Source organism: Candidatus Rhodobacter oscarellae, from assembly GCF_001078595.1.
In the GTDB taxonomy this organism is placed as follows: Bacteria; Pseudomonadota; Alphaproteobacteria; order Rhodobacterales; family Rhodobacteraceae; genus Rhodobacter_B; species Rhodobacter_B oscarellae.
In genome coordinates, this window is record NZ_LFTY01000001.1 from 585,927 (window position 1) to 605,219 (window position 19,293).

A 19,293-nucleotide genomic window follows, 5' to 3' on the forward strand; every position below is an offset into this window, starting at 1 on the left:
CGGGGCAGCCCCTCCCATCGGGGCGCCCACCGCATAGGTGGCTATTTAACTACGCAACCAGCGCAAAGGTGACCGCATTCGTGCCACTGCTCGAAATTGAAAATCTAACCGTATCGCTGTCCCAAGACGGGACGGAAACGACATTGGTGCACGACATCTCATACAGCGTGGAGCGGGGGGAGATCCTCGCCCTGGTGGGGGAGAGCGGATCTGGCAAGTCTGTTTCATCGCTGGCAGTGATGGGGCTTCTGGCTAAAGCGCTGCGCGTTACCTCCGGGACAATCCGCTTTGACGGCAACGACCTTCTGGCCCTGAAAAACGAGGAGATGCGCCAGCTTCGCGGGCGCGACATCTCTATGGTGTTTCAGGAGCCTATGACCTCGCTGAACCCGGTGCGTAGCATCGGATCGCAGATCATGGAGAGCATCGAAGAGAACCTTGGCCTGTCGCGGGCAAAGGCGCGGCAGCGCGCCATCGAATTGCTCAAGGAGGTGGGCGTGGCGGATGCCGAGCGCCGGCTTAAGCAGTATCCGCACCATTTCTCGGGAGGGATGCGCCAGCGCGTGATGATCGCCATCGCGCTTGCCGGCAATCCCAAGCTGATCATCGCCGATGAGCCGACCACCGCGCTGGACGTCACCATTCAGGCGCAGATCCTCGACCTCATGGCGCGCATCTGCCGCGATCACGGCACCGCGATGATCCTGATCACCCACAATCTGGGGATTGTGGCGCGCTATGCGCAGCGGGTGAACGTGATGTATGGCGGGCGGATCGTGGAATCCGGATCGGCGCGGGCCATCTACGCAGAGCCCCGGCACCCCTATACCGACGGGCTGCTGCAATCCGTGCCGCGGCTCGATCAGGACCGCAAAGTGCCGTTGCGGCCCATCCAGGGCAACCCGGCGGACCCGTTCACGCCCATCCCGGGCTGCCGCTTCCATCCGCGCTGCCCCTATACCACGCAGATTTGCCGCGAGGAGGCGCCCGGCTTTGACGACGGCCTCGCCTGCCATTTCCCGCTCACCACCGAAACCCGGGAGGCCGTGTGATGTCCGCCCTTTTGCGTATCGAGGACCTGTCGGTTCATTTCCCAATTCGAAAGGGGCTTTTGCAGCGGCAAGTGGCGGAGGTGCGTGCGGTTGAGCAGGTGACGCTTTCGCTGAACCGCGGGGAGGCCTTCGGGCTTGTCGGCGAGTCGGGCTGCGGCAAGACCACGCTGGCGCGCACTGTGCTTCGGCTGGTGGACCCCACATCCGGTGAAATCTGGTTCGACGGCAAGAATGTGAGCGGGCTTAAGGGCAAGTCGCTCGCCCCCTACCGCAAGCAGGTCGCGGCGATCTTTCAGGACCCGTTCTCGTCGCTCAATCCACGCATGACCGCGGGCAAGATCCTGTCCGAGGTGCTGTATGTGCATCGCTACGAGGGCAGCATTCCGGGGCGCGTGGCCGAGCTATTGTCGCTCTGCGGGCTCGCGCCGCGCTTTGCGGATCTCTATCCGCATGAGATGTCGGGCGGGCAGCGCCAACGCGTCGGCATCGCCCGCGCGCTGGCGCTGGACCCCGAGCTCATCGTCTGTGACGAGGCCGTCAGCGCGCTCGACGTGTCCATTCAGGCGCAGATCATCAACCTCCTGGAGGAGCTGCGCGCCAAGTTCGGGCTGACCTACCTGTTCATTGGGCATGACCTGTCAGTGGTACGGCACCTGTGCGACCGCCTTGCGGTGATGTATCTGGGGCGGATCGTCGAGACCGGCACCTCTGAAGAGCTGTTCTCGTCGCCGCGCCATCCATACACCAAGGCCCTCATCGACGCGGTGCCCGCGCCGGACCCGGATGACGACAACACAAACAAGCATGGGGCGCTGGCCGGGGAGATCCCCAGCCCGCTGAACCCACCCCCGGGCTGCGTGTTCCACACACGGTGCCCCGTTGCCATGGATCACTGCAAAAGCACCGTACCGCCCCTGTCACAGCTTGGCGGTCACCACGCCGCAGCGTGCTTTGCCGTCGAGCCAAGCCAAGACGCCCAACGATAACAACAAACCAACTCCGACGACCGACAATCCAAGAAAGGGAGAAACGACATGGAAAAAGATGACCTGATCAAGAAAGCGCAGGCAGAGCTGAAGGACGCGTATGATTTTGACCCGCGCGATCCCCTCTTTGGCCTGAACCGCGCCGAGATGAGCGGCCCGAAAATGTCACGCCGGGCCACAATGCGCCTGCTTGCGGCGGGCGGCGCACTGGGCCTGTCACAAGTGATACCTGGCCTGCGCCCGACGGCGGCAATGGCCGCCGGCCATGCCGGCGGAGAGCTGCGCTGCGCATGGGCGGGCGTTGCCGAAATCACCACGCTGGACCCGGCCCAGATCGCCCAGGTGCTACAGTTCCAGATCACGTCCAACGTGCTGTCCGGCCTGATGCACATCAACAACGATCTGGTGGCCGAGGGCGATCTCGCCGAGGCGTGGGAGGTTTCCGAAGATGGTCTGGTGTACACGATCAAGCTGCGCGAAGGCGTGACCTTCCACAATGGCGATGCGTTCGACGCAGAGGACGTTCTGTTCACGTTCAATCGCTCCTCCGACCCCGAGAAGTCGCGCCACAGCCGCGTGATCGGCAACGTGGCCAGCCTTGAAAAGCTGAACGACTACGAGGTGAAATTCACGCTCAAGGCTCCGCAGGCTTCGTTCCTGACCAAGGCGCTGGAGCGCGCCTCGGGCCGTGCCATGACCATCGTGTCTCGCGGCGCCCTGGCGGAGATGGGTCTGGCGAAATACGGCTTGGCCCCCGTCGGTACCGGCCCCTTCAAGATCACCGAGCACGAATTGGGCGGCCGTGTCGTTCTCGAAAAGAACGAGAACTACTGGGACCCCGAGCGCCCCGCGCTGGATCGCGTGATCATCACCCCCGTCGACGGCACCGAGCCGCTGGCGGCCGCTATTGAGGCCGGCGATATCGACTATATCGGAGGCAACCCGGTACCGGCCGAACTTGTCGACCGCTTCAAGTCCAATGGCGATCTGGCCGTCGACATCAAGCCGGGACCGGGCTTTCAGGCGATCTGGATGAACCCATGGCGGGAACCGATGAAGGTCACCGACTTCGACAAGCCTCTGGACGAGTTGAAGACCGAGAGCGGTTTCAAAGTGCGGCTGGCGCTGGCCAAGGCGCTGAACCGCGACCTGTTCATTCAGCAAGCGCTGTTTGGCAATGGCGTTCCGGCCTATGGCTCGATCAACGCCGCGATGGGCTTTTACTATGACGAGGCCCTGGCGGAGACATCCGAGCAGGCATACGACCCGGAAGGCGCGGCACAGCTTCTTGCGGAAGCGGGCTATCCGGGCGGCGAAGGCTTCCCCACGCTCAAGCTGCAAACCACTCCGAACACGCGCCGCCAGGGCCTTGTGATCGCCAACATCTACAAGCAGGTGCTGGGCATCACGGTGCAGGTCGATCCAAAGGAGTTCTCGGTCGGCATCGAGGAAATGCAGAAGATGGAGTTCGACCTGCGTCTCGGCGGTTCGGGGGGTGACTATGACCCCGATGACGGCCTTGTGGACTGGATGCAGACCGCGTCCAAGTTCAACGGCCCGACCCGAAACAAAGAAGAAATGCCCTTTGGGTACTACTCGGAGGCAGAATCGGATGCCGCCGCCGATCTTCAGTCCGTGACGGCGGACCCGGCGGCAAGGAAGGCTCTGGTGCAGAAGGCCAACAAGATCACTTCCGACAAGGTGGCTTGCGGGTTCCTGTTCCACCCCGTGGACATCCTCGTGCATTCCACAAAGGTCACCGTGCCGCCGGAGAGCCGCATCCCCGGCCTGCATGATTTCGACCGCGTGACCCTGTCCTCGTAATCCTTGAAAGGGGGCGGGCCGCATCAGGCCCGCCCAATACCCCATGCTCGCATATGTGACACGAAGGCTTGTTGGCGCCGCGCTTGTTATGCTCGCCGTCTCCACGCTGGTTTTCTTCATGATCCGGCTGGTGCCGGGCGACCCCATCGCGGCCATGCTGGCCGATAGCGGCAGCCCCGAGGCGCGCGAGGCGTTGATCCGCAGGCTGGGCCTGGACCAACCGCTTTTGGTGCAGTTCTGGAAGTGGTTCACCGGCGTCTTGCAAGGGGATTTCGGCGCGTCAATCTATGGCTCCAACCAGCCGGTGGCCAATATCCTGATGACCGCGCTGCCGAAGACGCTGTCGCTGGCGTTTCTGTCCTTCGTCATCGCCATTGTAATCGCAGTGCCCGCCGGGATCATCTCGGCCACGCGCAAGAACTCGGCCGCCGATGTGGGCGTGTCGCTTTTTGCCTTCCTAGGCTTGTCGATGCCGGATTTCTGGCTCGCCATCATTCTCATCATTATCTTCGCGGCCAACCTGCAATGGCTGCCGGCGATCGGCTATACGCCGCTGGCCGAGGGGCTCTGGCCGTGGCTGAGCCACCTCATCCTGCCGTCCATCGCCATCGGCACCGGCTTTTCAGCGATTATCGCCCGAATGATCCGGTCCTCCATGCTTGAAGTGTTACAGGCCGACTACATGCGCACCGCTGCGGCCAAAGGGCTGACGCAGCACGCCATGCTGATACGCCACGCGCTTCCCAACGCGCTGATCCCGGTGGTCACGGTGATCGGCATCGCCTTTGCTCTGCTGATCTCCGGCGCCGTCGTGGTCGAGAACGTGTTCTCGATCAAGGGGCTGGGCCGGGTGCTGATCCAGGGCATCCAGAACCGCGATTACCCGGTCGTGCAGGGCGCCGTCCTGCTGGTGTCGGCCTTTTTCGTCCTCTCCAACCTGGTGGTTGACCTGCTCTATGCGGCGATCGACCCCCGCATTCGGTATTCCTAATGAGCGATCTGACCGTTAATCCCGCCAACGCCACGGTGGCCGACGCGCCGAAGCGCAAGAACCGCTTCCGCGCTGTCTTTGCCCGTGACCGAAAGGCGCAATTCGGCCTGATCGTGCTGGGGCTGTTCACGCTGGGCGCAATCCTGGCCCCGTTCCTGTCGCCCTATGATCCCAATGAGATGACGCTCAACATGATGAGCGGACCCTCGGGCGAGAACGTATTGGGCACTGACGATCTGGGGCGGGACCTGTTTTCGCGCATCCTGTGGGGCACTCAGATATCGCTTTTCGTTGGCGTCGCGACCGTTGGCCTGGCCCTGGTGCTCGGCGTGTTACTTGGGGTGCTCGCGGGGTATTACGGCGGCTGGATCGACATGATCATCATGCGGTATATCGACCTGCAGTGGGCCTTTCCGAACTTCATCATCGCGGTCTATCTGGTGGCGGTCTTCGGCACCGGGCTTTTGAACGTGATCGTGGCCATCGCGCTGGCCTTTCTGGATGATTTCGCCCGCATCGCGCGGTCCATGGTGCTGACGCTCAAGGAAGAGCAGTTCATCGACGCCGCGCGTGTCCAGGGGTACTCGGACCTGCGGATCATGCTGCGGCACATCCTGCCGAATGCCATGGCGCCGGTCATCGTACAGGCCACCGTGTCGGTGTCCTATGCGATCCTTGCCGAGGCATCGCTGTCCTTCCTTGGGCTCGGGGTGAACCCGGTCACGCCGACATGGGGCCTGATCCTGTCGGATGGCCGCAGCTTCATCAGCCGGGCCTGGTGGCTGGGCGTGTTCCCGGGGCTTGCAATTATGCTGGTTGTATTGTCCATAAACTTCATCGGCGACGCACTGAGGGACGCCCTGGATGTGCGCGAGACCGACGTATGAATATCGATCGCGACGGTGAGCTGTGGCACCCGTCCTCTTACCCAATGTTGAGTGTACCGTGACCCAACCGACTGTTTTTGACGTCCGCAACCACCTGCTCGAGCTCCTAAACAAAGGAGGGCTAGGACCGGACGGGCGCCTGCCCACGGAACGGGAATTGAGCGAGACCACCGGCGCATCCCGGCGCCTTATCCGCCGCGTTCTTGGCGCGCTAGAAGCCGAGGGCCTGATCTGGAGGCGGCAAGGCAAGGGCACTTTTGCCGGCCAGCCCGCCGAGCCGGTGAGCGCCTTGGCGGCCGAAATCAACGGCACCGCTGGCCCCGTCGAGGTGATGGAGGCGCGGCTGTGCATCGAGCCGGAGATCGCCGCGCTCTGCGCGACCCGCGCGACCCCGGATGAAGTTTCACGAATGTGGACGCTCGCGCGCCACGTCTACGAGGTGGAGGATGACGAGATGACCGAGCTTTGGGACTCAGCCTTGCACCGCATGATCGCGCAATGCGCCGGCAACCGGCCGCTGCAAACGGCGCTTGCCTTGCTGGACGACACCCGCTCGACCGCGGACTGGCAGGACGCGCGGACGCGGGCGCGGTCAGACCAGTCTTTGCAGGAATCGCATGAAGAGCATATCGCCATCGTATCCGCCATAGAAACCGGCGATGCGGTCGGCGCGCGTGCCGCAATGCGCGCGCATCTCATGACGCGCATCACGGCGTTGTCCGAGGCTATGGGCATCATAAGCAGCCCGCCGCCCGATGCCCCTGACCACAGCCCAGCATAAGCAGAAAATTAAAGGGGGTTTGCATGTCTGACACACCTATCACAGAAGCAGACATCGAAGCCGCAGAGCGCCTTGCCGGTTTGAGCTACACAGCCCGGGAACGCGCTCAGATGGTGGGCAACCTCGAAGGGCAGATCGATTTGGCCAGGGCGCGGCGGCAGGTCGAGCTGGCCCACAATGTGCCGATGGCGTCTCGCTTTGATCCGCGGCTTCCAGGGTTCGCAATGCCAACGCAAAGCGGGGTCAGGGTTGCGGCAGAGGACGCCGCTTTGCCCGGCTCGGACGCCGATATTGCCTTTGCCAGCCTGCCGCAGCTCTCTGGATGGATCGCGTCAGGTGCGCTGAGCAGCCGGCGCCTGACCCAGATCTATCTCGATCGCATCGCCAAGCTGAACCCGCATCTGCACTGCTTTGCCTGTGTTACGACTGATCTGGCCCTATCCGAGGCGGACGCGATGGATGCGCTCACGGCGCAAGGCCGTCATCTGGGCCCGCTGCACGGCATTCCCTACGGAGTGAAGGACCTGTTCGACACCAAGGGCATCGCGACCGGCTGGGGCGCCGAGCCCTACCAGCATCGCCTGCCCGAGACAAATGCACATATCGTGACCTTGCTGCGCGAGGCCGGCGCGGTGTTGCTTGGAAAAACGACCCTTGGCGCGCTGGCCTATGGCGACGTCTGGTACGGTGGCGTCACGCGCAACCCGTTCAACCTGAACGAGGGATCCTCTGGGTCGAGCGCCGGGTCGGCGTCGGCCACGGCGGCGGGGCTTTGCGCGTTCTCTATTGGCACCGAGACGCTTGGCTCCATCACCTCGCCCAGCCAGCGTTGCGGGACGACGGGCCTGCGCCCGACATTCGGCCGGGTGGGTCGTTCGGGCGGCATGGCGCTGTGCTGGTCGCTCGACAAGGTCGGACCGATCTGCCGCGGCGTGGAGGACACGGCGCTTGTGCTCGACGCGCTGAATGGGCCGGACATCAACGACCTTTGCTCAATTGCCGCCCCCTTTGCCTATGACGCCGGCAGAGACATCAGCGGGTTGAAACTCGGCTACCTCCCCGACGCTTTTGGCGAGGGCGCGACGGCGGTTGATCACGCCGCTCTGGCCGCGGCGAAAGAGCTTGGCATCGAAGTGGTCGAGGTGCACCTGCCGGACCTGCCCTATGGCGCGCTGTTGAATGTGCTCTATTCCGAGGCCGCCGCCGCGTTCGAGCACCTGACCCTCAGCGATCTCGACGATGCGCTGACACGCCAGGATGATGGCGCGTGGCCCAACATCTTCCGAAAGGCGCGGTTCCTGTCGGCGGTTGATCACGTCCAGCTCGACCGGCTGCGATACCTGGTTATGCAGGCGTTGGACGGGCTGTTCCAGGAGGTGGATGCGCTTATTGGGCCGTTCTCGACCGGGCCGATGCTTGTGGCATCAAATTTCACCGGGCATCCCTGCCTGCACCTGCGCGCTGGTTTCGAGATGCTGAGCACGCGCGGGTCGGGTTCGCTTGCGACCGGCAGACTGACCGCGGCGCCGAAAGATGAGGCCGGGGAGAAATTCCGCGTCCCGCAGGGCATTTCCCTGTGGGGCCGCCTGTTTGACGAGGGCACCATCCTTTGCCTGGGGCGTGCGCTTGAAGCCAAGCTCGGCGTTGCGTCAGAACGCCCGTCGTTGGCGGAATGACCCTTGCGGCCCTTGGGGTCGCGGTTCCGAGGGCCAGGGGGCGCAAAACCGAGCGCTAAAGGATCTCACTGCCTGTTTAGGGCCGTCTCCCGACGCCGCAACGCCGGGCTACCCGTTCCCGGTGCAGCGTGGAACAGTTGGGCATGAGTAGGCATGTGCGTCCAGCCTTTGGTTACATCGCGCCCCATTCCAAATCGAACTTTGCAAGGTATTTTCGCAGCCGATCTGCATCGTTCTGGGTCTTGCGCTTGCCTCGGGACACGGCAAACAAGGCGCGCCCGGCGGCGCTCAGGCTGGAGGAGTTTCGGCAGGTCCGGATCACCTCGGCCAATTGCACAAAGTCGAACGGGTCAACGTCAGACACCGCATCCCCCATCACATCTGCAACCAGCTTGAAATCATCATTGGACTGCGCCGATTTCCAATCCGCTAGGAGTGTTTCGATTTCGGTTGCGACCATCGCCCGCGTGATCCGCCCACGCGGCGCAAGTGTGCACAGCCTGCGGATCGAGCCCGAGAAGTCGCGGAAGTTCCCCGGCCAGGCGGTGGCCGGGTCCTTGGCAAATTCTAGATACTGCGCGCGGGCATCGGAGTTGAAGCCCACCTTGCTGCCCAGATCCCGCTCGCAGCGATCCAGTTCGTGCCGCAAATTCGCCTCTATGTCCTGGGGGCGGTTGCGCAGCGCGGGCAGCGTAAAGCTCCATGTGTTCAACCGGGCCAGCAGATCCGGGCGGAACTGTCCCGAGGCGGTCAAACTGCGCAGATCGCGGTTGGCGCCGGCGATCAGGTGGAACCGGCTTGAGATCTCGTGGTCAGAGCCCAGCGGGTAGAAGCGCCCGGTCTCAATGGCATGCAGAAGAACCGACTGCATGTTGGCATTCAGCTCGTCCACATCATCCAAAAACAAGACACCGCCATCGGCCTCTCGCAACAAACCGCTTCGCTCAGTCCCCGCGGCCCCCAGATAGGAGCGGCGCTGACCAAATAGCGTTGCCATGGCATCGGGCCCGTTCAAAGTCGCGCAGTTCACGTGGACAAGGCGGCCTTTGACGCGGCGCCGATCGAGCTTGAGGATGTGAATGCGCTCGGCCAGCTCTGTCTTTCCGGTGCCGGTCTCGCCAAGCAATAGGATGGGTTCGTCGGAGTTGCTGGCGACAAGCTCTACCCGATCGATCAGGGTGTTGTATCCCGGGTGCCGCGTCTCGATGCCGCCTTTCAATTGATCGCTATATTCCCGCGACAATTGGTCGAACCGTTGTTGCAGGGCGTTGTATCGGCTCAGGTCCAGGTCGATGACATCGAATTTCGCGGTTTCCTCGTCCGGGCCGGGCGGGCCGGTCTGGATCAGACGGGCGGGCACGTGGCGGCTTTCGGTCAGCAGGAACCAGCAGATCTGGGCGACATGCGTGCCGGTGGTCAGGTGCACGTGATAGCGCTCGCGATCATCGTCGAACCCATAGGACCGCGCGAAGTCAAAGAGCTTGCCATAGACCTCCTGAAAATCCCAAGGGTCCTTCAGGTCAAGCCGCTGAAGCAGCACCTCTGTGTCCGGCGATGCGTGCTCGATCTCGCGCTGAACGCGGTTGGCAAGACGGTTGAACCGCATGTCGAAAAGGATCTCGAGCCGATCCACCTTGAAGTGGTCATGGGTGACGAGGCTTACGGTTGGTTTCCAGCGCCTTTTCTTGCCCATATCCAACTGGGTTCCGAGAAAACCAATGACCACGTTCTTCATGCCATATCCAATGCTATAAAAGCCGATACGCACGGATAGTAAATGAGCGCCCCGGGAAACTCAATTCACGGTTTATTACTTCAAAATCAGCTATTTGCGCCGGATTCCGAATTTCTTTCGGATGGGGCGGCCGACATGCCAAAACTCCCCCACAACAAATGAGGAACGAAGAAATGGCGAACAAATCCGTGTTTGCATCGATCAAAGGCCGGTTGCTGCCGAAGGCGACCGCAAGGAACGCCCACGCGGCACCGGCCTACGCTTATTCCGATGCCCATGCCCTGGCGCAGGTCGCTGTTACCGGCACTTTCGGGGGCATGTTCTATCAGTCGCCGCAGGACGAGCTGGAATATGTTCTGGACGTGGCCGAAGCCGTTGACCCGCGCTACCTGGCGCAGGCGGCCATCTATGCCCGCCGTTCGGGGTACATGAAGGACATGCCCGCCGTGTTGCTGGCTGTTCTGGCGCGGCGTGATCCGGTTCTGTTCCGAGCGGTTTTCGCCCGCGTCGTCGACAACGGCAAAATGCTGCGCAACTTTGTGCAGGTTATCCGTTCCGGCCAAACCGGTCGTAAGTCACTGGGCTCCGCGCCCAAGGCAATGGTGCAGAACTGGCTGAACACCGCGTCTGACCGAGCGCTGCTGAACGCCAATATCGGGAACGACCCGTCGTTGGCGGATGTGATCAAGATGGTGCACCCAAAGCCGGCCTCGGCCGAGCGCGAGGCGCTGTTTGCCTGGATTGTCGGGCGGCCGTGCGATCTGGCGCGGCTGCCGCAGGCAGTGCGAGACTGGATGGCGTTCAAGGAAACCGGCAAAGGCCCGGTGCCCGACGTGCCGTTCCAGATGCTGACGCAGCTGGAGCTGTCCACCGCCCATTGGGCACGGATCGCGCGCAAGGGCTCCTGGCAGATGGTGCGCCAGAACCTGAACACGTTCCGACGTCACGGCGTTTTCGGCGTGACCAAGAACGTGGATCACGTGGCGGCGTTGCTGCGCAACCCGGAGGCCATCGCCAAGGCGCGTGCGTTTCCGTACCAGCTTATGGTTGCGGCGCAGAACGTGAACAGCGAGATGCCGCGCCCGATCGTGGACGCCCTGCATGACGCGATGGAAATCGCGGTGCAGAACGTGCCGAAAGTGGCGGGTCAGGTCGTTGTGTGCCCGGACGTGTCCGGGTCGATGACCTACGCTGTGACCGGGTACCGCCCGGGGGCGACCTCGGCCGTGCGTCACGTGGATGTGGCCGCGCTTGTGGCGGCGGCGTTCCAGCGCGTGAACCGTGGATGCCAGGTTCTGCCGTTCGATACGCGGGTGCGTGATGTGCGGTTGGAGCCGCGCGACACGATCCTGACGAATGCCGAGCGCCTGGCCGCTTTGGCCGGTGGCGGGACAAACTGTTCCGCGCCGCTGCGGTGGCTGAACGATCGCGGGCGCAGCCCGGATCTGGTCGTGTTCGTGTCTGACAACCAGTCTTGGGCGGATGCCCGTTCTGGTGGTCAGGGAACGGCGATGTTGAAGGAATGGGAGGCGATCAAGCGTCGCAACCCAAAGGCCAAGCTGGTCTGCATCGACATCGCGCCCTACGGGACCACGCAGGCCCAGACACGGCAAGACGTGTTGAATGTCGGCGGGTTCTCGGATGCGGTCTTTGACCAGATCGCGGCGTTCGCCAACGGTCAGACCGGCCCGGACCACTGGGTCGGCGAGATCGGACAGATCGAAGTATAAAACAAAGGGTCAGGCGGAATGCCTGTGGGACTACATTTTTCCATGATGTCGTCGTCTCACAATCAGACTTGTCCGCCTGACCCACCCGAAACGAAACAGAAAGGAACGACATCCGCGTTTAATGCAGACATGGCGGGGGCACGATCAGAGGAACTTGGCGGTTCGACTCCGTCACTCTTGCGGGCGCTCTCTGGCAGGGGCGGGACCTTATACCGCCATGTCCGCCTTAAACGCGAAACATCTTGGCGAATGCCGGTGAAAATACATCGTCCAACCACACGGATAGGGGTTCGATTCCCTGAACCGGAGTAAATCCCGGTGCTCTGGCAGAGCTCTTCACCAACAGCCTTGTCGCTAAGTCAAACAAAGAAAACACCTCGGCGAATGCCGGTGGAACTACAGATCAAAATCTCCATGTCGCGGGTTCGAATCCCGCCATCGCATCCGCGGTGTAGCTCAGTCAGGTAGAGCGGGTTCGTTTCACCAAGGTCGTTCTTTGCTCGCAAAAACGGCCAACTTGTCGTCGGGGTTCGCGCCCGTAGCTCAGTGGTAGAGCAACCGCCTTTTAAGCGGTGCGCCGTGGGTTCGACCCCCACCGGGCACACCAGAAACACATGCAGGAGGAATGCCTGCGGGACTACACTGGTTTGCCTGTTCGACTCAGGCCCGTTCGCAAGGACAAGACGTCTCGCACCATTTTGTCCTCCTGAGAGGAAAAGAAAGGAACTCCCCGGCGAATGCCGAAGGAACTACATTGCAGCACCCTTCCGGGGTAACCGAGCGGGTTCAATTCCCCTCCTCGCAGGCGCCCAGACGGCAAACGCATCCGCCTATTCGGATGCGGGGCGGGTCCCGGGTTGTTTCTTCCCCCTTGTCGCCGGGGGCCAAATTTTCGGCTGTAGCTCAGCGGTAGAGCGCCTGACTGTTAATCAGGATGTCGTTGGTTCGATGCCAACCAGCCGAGCCAGAAAAGAAAGGAAAACGTCCGGGGGAATGCCCGTGGGAGTACATCGCTTGAGACGACTGCCGAAAGGCCTCTCACGATCCCTTGTCCCCCGGACTCAAGTCATCACGGCGAATGCCGGTGGAACTACATTAATCATCTGGTCGCGGGTTCAAGTCCCGCCATCGTATCCCGCGATGTAGCTCAGTTGGATAGAGCAGTTGAAAACGTTTCACCCCGGTCGCTGTTTGCACGCAAAAGCGACCAACTTGTCGCCGTGACTGATGTTAGAATGAGATGGAAAGATGAGCGACGAAAACACCAACTACCCGGTAACAGGCGAGCACCTGAAGGAATGGGGGCATCGCCCCGGCAAGCAATTCCCCGCGCTGCTGGCACGGGCCAATGAGATGCGCTCCGAGGGGCTCGGGTTGGTGCGGATCCGCCGTGAGCTGGAGGCAGAGATCCCCGCCGTTCCGGTGACGATGGACCTGCGCGCGCCTGGTGAGGTTCCGTTCTACGAGAACATCAAGGCGGGTCACCCAGACGAAGAGGATAACGTCATCAAGGTGCGTGAAACCATGACCGCTCTGATGCGCACGCCGACCATTGAGGCGGGAGCCATCATGCCCGATGCCTGCCCGGCGGGTCCTGTCGGGACCATTCCAGTGGGCGGCGTGGCAGCCGCGCGCAACGCGATCCATCCGGGGATGCACTCGGCTGATATCTGCTGCTCGGTCATGATCACCGACCTGGGCAATGCTGATCCAAAGACCGTGCTGGACGCGGCGCAGTCGGTCACGCATTTCGGCCCGGGCGGTCGCCCGCAGGGCAAGCGGTTCACCACTTCGGTAAAGTTGCTTGATGCGTTCCGGGAAAACCCGTTCCTGGACAGCCCCAAGATGCTGCGCATGGCGCAAGAGCATATGGGGACTCAGGGTGACGGGAACCACTTTCTGTTCGTCGGGCGCTCGCGCAGAACCGGGCGCACCGCCGTTGTGACCCATCACGGGTCGCGCGGGCCCGGGGCGGTTCTCTATAAGCACGGGATGCATGTGGCCGAGAATTTCCGCCGGGAACTGTCGCCCGAGACGGCCAAGCAGAACGCCTGGATCCCAGCGGACACCGAAGAAGGCCGCGACTATTGGGAGGCCCTGCAACTGATCCGCAAATGGACCAAGGCCAACCACATTGCCATCCATCAGGCGACGGTCGAGGCCGCGCGTGCGGGCGATGTAGGAGAGCGTTTCTGGAACGAGCACAACTTTGTCTTCAAACGGGGTGATCTGTTCTATCACGGCAAGGGCGCGACCCCGGCCTGGGGGGATTACGCGGCGGACGCAACGGGGCTGACGCTTATTCCGCTGAACATGTCCGAGCCGGTACTTGTTGTGCGCGGCAAAGACGCCGATCACGGTCTTGGCTTTAGCCCGCATGGAGCCGGGCGCAACTTCTCGCGCTCTGAACATAAGCGCCGCATGGGGTCGGTCACGCCTGAGCAGATGCTGAGGGCCGAGACCGAGGGGCTGGACGTGCGCTTTCATGCCGGTGGTGTGGACGCGTCGGAACTGCCGTCGAGCTACAAAAACGCCGGCAATGTGGTCGCCCAGATAAAGTCTTACGATCTGGCCGAGATCGAAGACTATATCGACCCTTGCGGCTGTATCATGGCGGGCGACGTGCCACCGTTCTGGCAAAAAAAGAAGAAAAGTCGCCGGTAGTCCCCGGCGAGTTTGGCGACGTGTTCCCGGGCGCGTGCTTGATCCTAGGACCAAACCCAGATCAAATGCGGCAGCCTTTTCCCCACCCGATCGGCCAATACGCCTTATATTTCAAATTACTCTTGAGTGACCAAACTATGCAGCTCGAAATCACCCTAACCGCACCCAAAGATGCTGATTACGCGGCAAGTGATCTTGGATTCTTGCTGCATAAGCATCCTGATCACTTGCATAGGCGGGAAATCTCGGCCGGAGAGGTCATGATTTTCTATCCCGAGAGATCTCAGGACCGCACGACGGCTGTGATGCATCTCGATCTCGACCCGGTCGCGCTGGTGCGGGGAAAGAACCAGCAAAGCGATGGCCTGCTGGCGCAATACGTCAACGACCGGCCCTTTGTGGCAAGCTCATTTCTGTCGGTTGCGATGGGGCGGGTCTTTGCCCAAACCATGGCCGGAAAGTCAAAGGATCGGCAGGACCTGGCAGACCGCGCGCTGTCGTTTGAAGTCCGCGTTGTTCCGGTTGCTTTGTCGGGTGACCTCGATTTGGTCAAACGCCTGTTCGAGCCTCTGGGTTACACGATCCTGTCTCCGTCAGAGACCATCCAAGAGCAGGTCGTCGATCTGCGCCTGTCCGCGACTATGCGCTTGGCTGACATTCTGAGGCATATCTACGTGCTGGTTCCCGTCCTGGATAACTTCAAGCACTACTATGTGAGCGAAGAGGAAATCGACAAGCTTCTGGCGAAAGGTGACGGGTGGTTGTCCGAGCATCCCGACAAGGAGCTGATCACGCGCCGCGCCCTGAAGCACCGCAAGTCGCTGATGAACATGGCCCTTGCCCGCCTCGAAGAGGCGGCACCGCCGGACGAGGCGCCAGAGGGCGCTCCGAAATTGAGGCCTGAAGAGCAGCTTGAAAAACCAATGCGCTTGCATGCCCTGCGGCTGGATGCGGTGGCAGAGGTGCTTAGGCAGAACAATATCGCCTCGGTCCTTGATCTGGGATGCGGCGAAGGCAGATTAATGTCGCGGCTCATCAAAGAGCGCGGTCTGGCGCGCATTGTCGGCGTGGACGCGTCGGTGAGAACCCTGGAAGCCGCTCATCGCAAGCTGCGGCTGCATCAGGCAGGGGACGCCATGGCCAAGCGCGTCACGCTACAGATGGGCAGCCTGACCTATGGGGACCGGCGCTGGCAGGGATTTGACGCGGCCACGCTGGTTGAGGTGATCGAACATATCGAACCGCACCGCCTGTCAGCGCTGGTGCTGTCGCTCTTTGCGGATGCCCGCCCGGGTTTGGTGGTGATGACGACGCCCAACCGGGAATACAACGTGCTGTTCGAGGGCCTCAAGGATGGCAAGCTGCGCCACCCGGATCACCGGTTCGAATGGACCCGCGCAGAGTTCGAAAGCTGGGCCGATACTGTGGCCGGCGAACATGGCTATGACGTCAGCTTCGCCCCCTTGGGGCCGGTCGATGACACCCATGGCAGCCCGTCGCAGATGGCTGTGTTCAAACAGAAAGGCGTCGCATGAACTTGCCTGCATTCATCCCATCCGTCGCGCCAGAGATCGAAGCGGCGATCCAATCCAAGCTGACCGCTTTGGAGACCGATCACGACGTGCGCATCCTCTTTGCAATTGAAAGCGGCAGCCGCGCCTGGGGATTTCCGTCGCCGGACAGCGACTATGACGTCCGCTTCGTCTATGCCCACCCGCCCGACTGGTATCTCAGCATCGAACCGGGCCGCGATGTCATTGAACTGCCCATCGAGGGCGATTGGGACATCAATGGCTGGGACATTCGCAAAGCGCTTGGGCTATTGATCAAGCCCAATCCGGTCATGCTGGAATGGCTGTCGAGCCCGATCCGGTACCGCTGGAATGACGCCCTATGCGACCGCCTGATCCGTTTCGCGGACAAAACCACATTTGGCGAAAGCTGCCTGCATCACTATCGCAATCTGGCCGTAAAACAGTGGGACAAGCATGTCGGGGACAACCCGGATGTGTCGTTGAAGAAGTACTTCTACATCCTGCGCCCCGCCCTGGCGATTTCGTGGATCAGGCAGAACCCCTTGGTGCAACCGCCAATGAACATGCAGGCGTTGGTGGAGGGTTTGTCTTTGGATCCCGAACTGATCGCGCATATTGAGAAACTCCTGATCCTGAAATCCGCCGCGAAAGAGATCGGGCGCGGCGCACGCATTCCGATGATCGACGCGTTTATCCAGGATCAAATCACCTGGGCCGAGGTTGTGGCAAAGCGCGATGAGCGGCCGGATTTGATGAGCGAGGGCAATGAGCTGCTGCGGTTGATTGTGAATGGCGGACGCTTTGAAGGGGATGCCGCATGACCAAGATAGCCATCCCCGATTTTGCGCTTGTCGTCCTGGTCGGCGCCACCGGCTCGGGCAAGTCCAGCTTTGCGCGCAAGCATTTTCTGGAAACCGAGATTGTGTCCTCGGATGCCTGCCGCGCAATCGTGTCGGATGATGAAACCGATCTCGCGGCGACGGGTGACGCTTTTGACCTGCTCCACTACACCGCGTCCATTCGGCTGAAACGTCGCTTGTTGACCGTAATTGATGCCACATCAGTGAAACGCGAGGATCGAGCGAAGCTTGTGCAGCTGGCGCGGAAATACCATGCGCTCCCCGTGGCGCTGGTGTTGGATATCGATCCTCAGATTTGCCATGAACGCAATCAAGACCGCCCGAACCGTGACTTTGGCGAACACGTACCGCGCAACCACTCACGGGCGCTTGGGCGTGGATTGCGCGGCCTGCAAAAGGAAGGCTTTCGCCAGGTTCAGATCATGAAATCCTCTGAAGACGTGGATGCGCTGGAGATTTCCCGTGAGCCGCTTTGGACGGATAACCGCACCGATCACGGACCTTTCGACATTATCGGTGACATTCACGGCTGCTTTGATGAGCTGACCGAGCTTATGGGGGAGCTCGGATATCAGATTGATCCATTCGAAGCCGGTTGCGAGGACCTGATCCGCGCCCGTCACCCAGAGGGTCGCACGGCGTTCTTCGTCGGCGACATCACGGACCGGGGGCCGCGCAATCTGGATGCTTTGCGGCTTGTGATGGGCATGTGCGATGAGGGCTCTGGCCGCTGTGTGATCGGCAACCATGACTTCAAACTGAACAAATGGCTAAAGGGCCGGAACGTGACGCAGGCGCATGGGCTGGACCTGACCGTCGCCGAGCTTGAGAAGACCTCGGAGGCCTTCCGCAAGCAGGTCTCGGATTTCATTTGGGACCTGCGCTCTCATGCCTGGCTGGCCGATGGCAATCTGGTCATTGCCCATGCCGGCCTGAAAGAGGAACTGCACGGGCGCGGCTCCAGCCATGTGCGCAACTTCGCCATGTTCGGAGAAACAACCGGCGAGGTCGACGAGTTTGGTCTGCCGGTGCGTTTGGAATGGGCCCGAGATTACCGCGGCAATGCAGATGTCGTCTTTGGCCATACGCCGATGGCCGAGGCCGAATGGCTGAACAACACCATGTGCGTCGACACCGGCTGTGCCTTTGGTGGCAAACTGACGGCGCTGCGTTGGCCCGAGCGAGAGACGGTTTCTGTCCCGGCGAAAGCGCAATACGCCATCCCCGCAAAGCCCTTGGATGCAGATCAATCCCTGTCCGCGCAGCAGGACCATGACCGTCTGCTTTACTTCGATGATTACGCAACGAAAATGCGCATCGAGACCCGGTTCAAATCCACCCTGCAGATCCCCGAGGAAAACAGCCTTGCCGCGCTGGAGGTGATGAGCCGCTTCGCGGTGGATCCCAGGTGGCTGATCTATCTGCCGCCCACCATGGCCGCCTGCCCGACGGCGCCTGAGGGCCCGTTTCTGGAACATCCCGATCAGGCGATGGACCATTTCGCCAGCCGGGGCGTGACGGACCTGGTTGTCGAAGAAAAGCACATGGGCTCGCGCGCCTTGTTGGTGCTCGCCAAGGATGCTGACGCCGCCCAGGTCCGTTTTGGCATAGAGGACGGCAAAGCGGGCGTTATCTACACGCGCACCGGGCGCCCCTTCTTCAAAGATGAGACCGAGGAAGCCGCGGTTGTCGCACGAATGCGGGCAGCCATGCAATCGGCGGGTCTGTGGCAAGAGCTTCAGTCCGAATGGGTGCTGCTTGACGCCGAATTGATGCCCTGGTCCGCCAAGGCGCAGGACTTGCTCAAACGGCAGTATTTTCCGACCATGACCGCGGCAAAATCCTCTGCTTCGGCGCTGCTGGAGGCCATTGCGACGTCTGGCGCAATCGAGGGGTTGGACGCCCTCCGCGCGCGTGCAACCAACCAGCTCTCCAATGCAGAGCGGATGGGGCAGACAATTGACGGCTATTGCTGGGCGGCAGACCGCATTGACGAATATCGCATAGCGCCCTTCCACATCCTGGCGAGCGAAGGCAAGGTACATGCGGATCAGCCCCATACCTGGCATATGGAAACCCTGGGCAAGCTGGCCGAGGCCGATCCGATCCTGCAAATGACGGGTTGGAAACGGGTCGATCTGAACAGTGCGGCTGATCGCGAGGCGGTTGTCAGCTGGTGGATGAAACACACCGGCGCTGGCGGTGAGGGGCTGGTGTTGAAGCCCAACGCCTTCACCCTGCGCGGTGATAAGGGCCTGATCCAACCGGCAATGAAGGTGCGCGGGCGCGACTATCTGCGCATCATTTATGGCCCCGACTATGACTTTCCCGAGAATATCGAACGCCTGCGCCAACGTGGTCTGGGGCGCAAATTTTCACTTGCAGAACGTGAGTTCAAGCTCGGCTTTGAAGGGCTCAATCGGTTTGTCGAAGGGCGACCGCTCTCCAAGGTACATGAATGTGCTTTGGCGGTGCTTGCGCTGGAGAGTGAACCTGTTGATCCACGTCTGTGACTACAAATACCCGCCGTTCAGACATCATGCAGCATAAGTCCATTTGGGCTCTGCGCGGT

The 19,293-nt window shown here is 61.6% G+C and carries 13 protein-coding genes and 2 tRNA genes; 14 read left to right on the forward strand and 1 reads right to left on the reverse strand.

The features are described 5' to 3' along the window. Positions 1-80: 80 nt before the first annotated feature. Genes AIOL_RS02725 through AIOL_RS02755 form a run of 7 tightly spaced genes read left to right on the forward strand, consistent with a single transcriptional unit; the run spans position 81 to position 8,197 of the window. A complete protein-coding gene (locus AIOL_RS02725) occupies positions 81-1,052 on the forward strand; it encodes an ABC transporter ATP-binding protein (protein ID WP_049641937.1) in 972 nt (323 codons plus the stop codon). Further along, the gene (locus AIOL_RS02730) at positions 1,052-2,038 is read left to right on the forward strand and encodes an ABC transporter ATP-binding protein (RefSeq protein ID WP_049641475.1); all 987 of its coding nucleotides are present in this window, start codon (positions 1,052-1,054) and stop codon (positions 2,036-2,038) included. Before AIOL_RS02725 ends, AIOL_RS02730 begins: the two co-directional genes overlap by 1 nt. A 48-nt stretch (positions 2,039-2,086) precedes the next feature. Beyond that, on the forward strand, positions 2,087-3,862 hold the full coding sequence (locus AIOL_RS02735) for an ABC transporter substrate-binding protein (RefSeq protein ID WP_049641476.1): 1,776 nt from the start codon (positions 2,087-2,089) through the stop codon (positions 3,860-3,862). A 43-nt stretch (positions 3,863-3,905) separates the two neighbouring features. After that, positions 3,906-4,853 (forward strand): ABC transporter permease, encoded by a 948-nt coding sequence (locus tag AIOL_RS02740; RefSeq protein WP_049641477.1) that lies wholly within the window; start codon positions 3,906-3,908, stop codon positions 4,851-4,853. Beyond that, entirely contained in the window at positions 4,853-5,740 is an 888-nt protein-coding gene (locus AIOL_RS02745) for an ABC transporter permease (RefSeq protein ID WP_049641478.1), read from the forward strand. Before AIOL_RS02740 ends, AIOL_RS02745 begins: the two co-directional genes overlap by 1 nt. Positions 5,741-5,798: 58 nt before the next feature. Then, positions 5,799-6,521 carry a FadR/GntR family transcriptional regulator gene (locus AIOL_RS02750; protein WP_160314393.1) on the forward strand — a complete coding sequence of 241 codons (723 nt, stop codon included), beginning with the start codon at positions 5,799-5,801 and terminating at the stop codon, positions 6,519-6,521. Between the two features lie 23 nt (positions 6,522-6,544). Beyond that, complete coding sequence (locus AIOL_RS02755) at positions 6,545-8,197, forward strand: amidase (RefSeq protein WP_049641480.1); 1,653 nt, start codon at positions 6,545-6,547, stop codon at positions 8,195-8,197. A gap of 172 nt (positions 8,198-8,369) precedes the next feature. Here the strand turns inward: AIOL_RS02755 and rtcR are convergent, their stop codons facing one another. Beyond that, complete coding sequence (gene rtcR / locus AIOL_RS02760; protein WP_049641938.1) at positions 8,370-9,932, reverse strand: RNA repair transcriptional activator RtcR; 1,563 nt, start codon at positions 9,930-9,932, stop codon at positions 8,370-8,372. 158 nt (positions 9,933-10,090) lie between these two features. On the opposite strand from rtcR, the gene AIOL_RS02765 reads away from it, so the two are divergent. The 7 genes from AIOL_RS02765 (at position 10,091) to AIOL_RS02795 (ending at position 19,234) form a co-directional block, all read left to right on the forward strand. Further along, positions 10,091-11,662 (forward strand): vWA domain-containing protein, encoded by a 1,572-nt coding sequence (locus AIOL_RS02765; RefSeq protein WP_235438849.1) that lies wholly within the window; start codon positions 10,091-10,093, stop codon positions 11,660-11,662. Between the two features lie 532 nt (positions 11,663-12,194). Beyond that, positions 12,195-12,269 (forward strand) — tRNA-Lys (locus AIOL_RS02770). Positions 12,270-12,554: 285 nt separating this feature from the next. Beyond that, positions 12,555-12,629, forward strand: a tRNA-Asn gene (locus AIOL_RS02775). 281 nt (positions 12,630-12,910) lie between these two features. Continuing rightward, a complete protein-coding gene (locus tag AIOL_RS02780; protein ID WP_049641482.1) occupies positions 12,911-14,326 on the forward strand; it encodes an RtcB family protein in 1,416 nt (471 codons plus the stop codon). Beyond that, positions 14,260-15,861 (forward strand): 3' terminal RNA ribose 2'-O-methyltransferase Hen1, encoded by a 1,602-nt coding sequence (locus tag AIOL_RS02785; protein ID WP_200898722.1) that lies wholly within the window; start codon positions 14,260-14,262, stop codon positions 15,859-15,861. The genes AIOL_RS02780 and AIOL_RS02785 overlap by 67 nt, the downstream gene beginning before the upstream one ends. After that, on the forward strand, positions 15,858-16,682 hold the full coding sequence (locus AIOL_RS02790; protein ID WP_049641484.1) for a nucleotidyltransferase domain-containing protein: 825 nt from the start codon (positions 15,858-15,860) through the stop codon (positions 16,680-16,682). Before AIOL_RS02785 ends, AIOL_RS02790 begins: the two co-directional genes overlap by 4 nt. Next, on the forward strand, positions 16,679-19,234 hold the full coding sequence (locus tag AIOL_RS02795) for a polynucleotide kinase-phosphatase (protein WP_049641485.1): 2,556 nt from the start codon (positions 16,679-16,681) through the stop codon (positions 19,232-19,234). Before AIOL_RS02790 ends, AIOL_RS02795 begins: the two co-directional genes overlap by 4 nt. Positions 19,235-19,293: the final 59 nt, after the last annotated feature.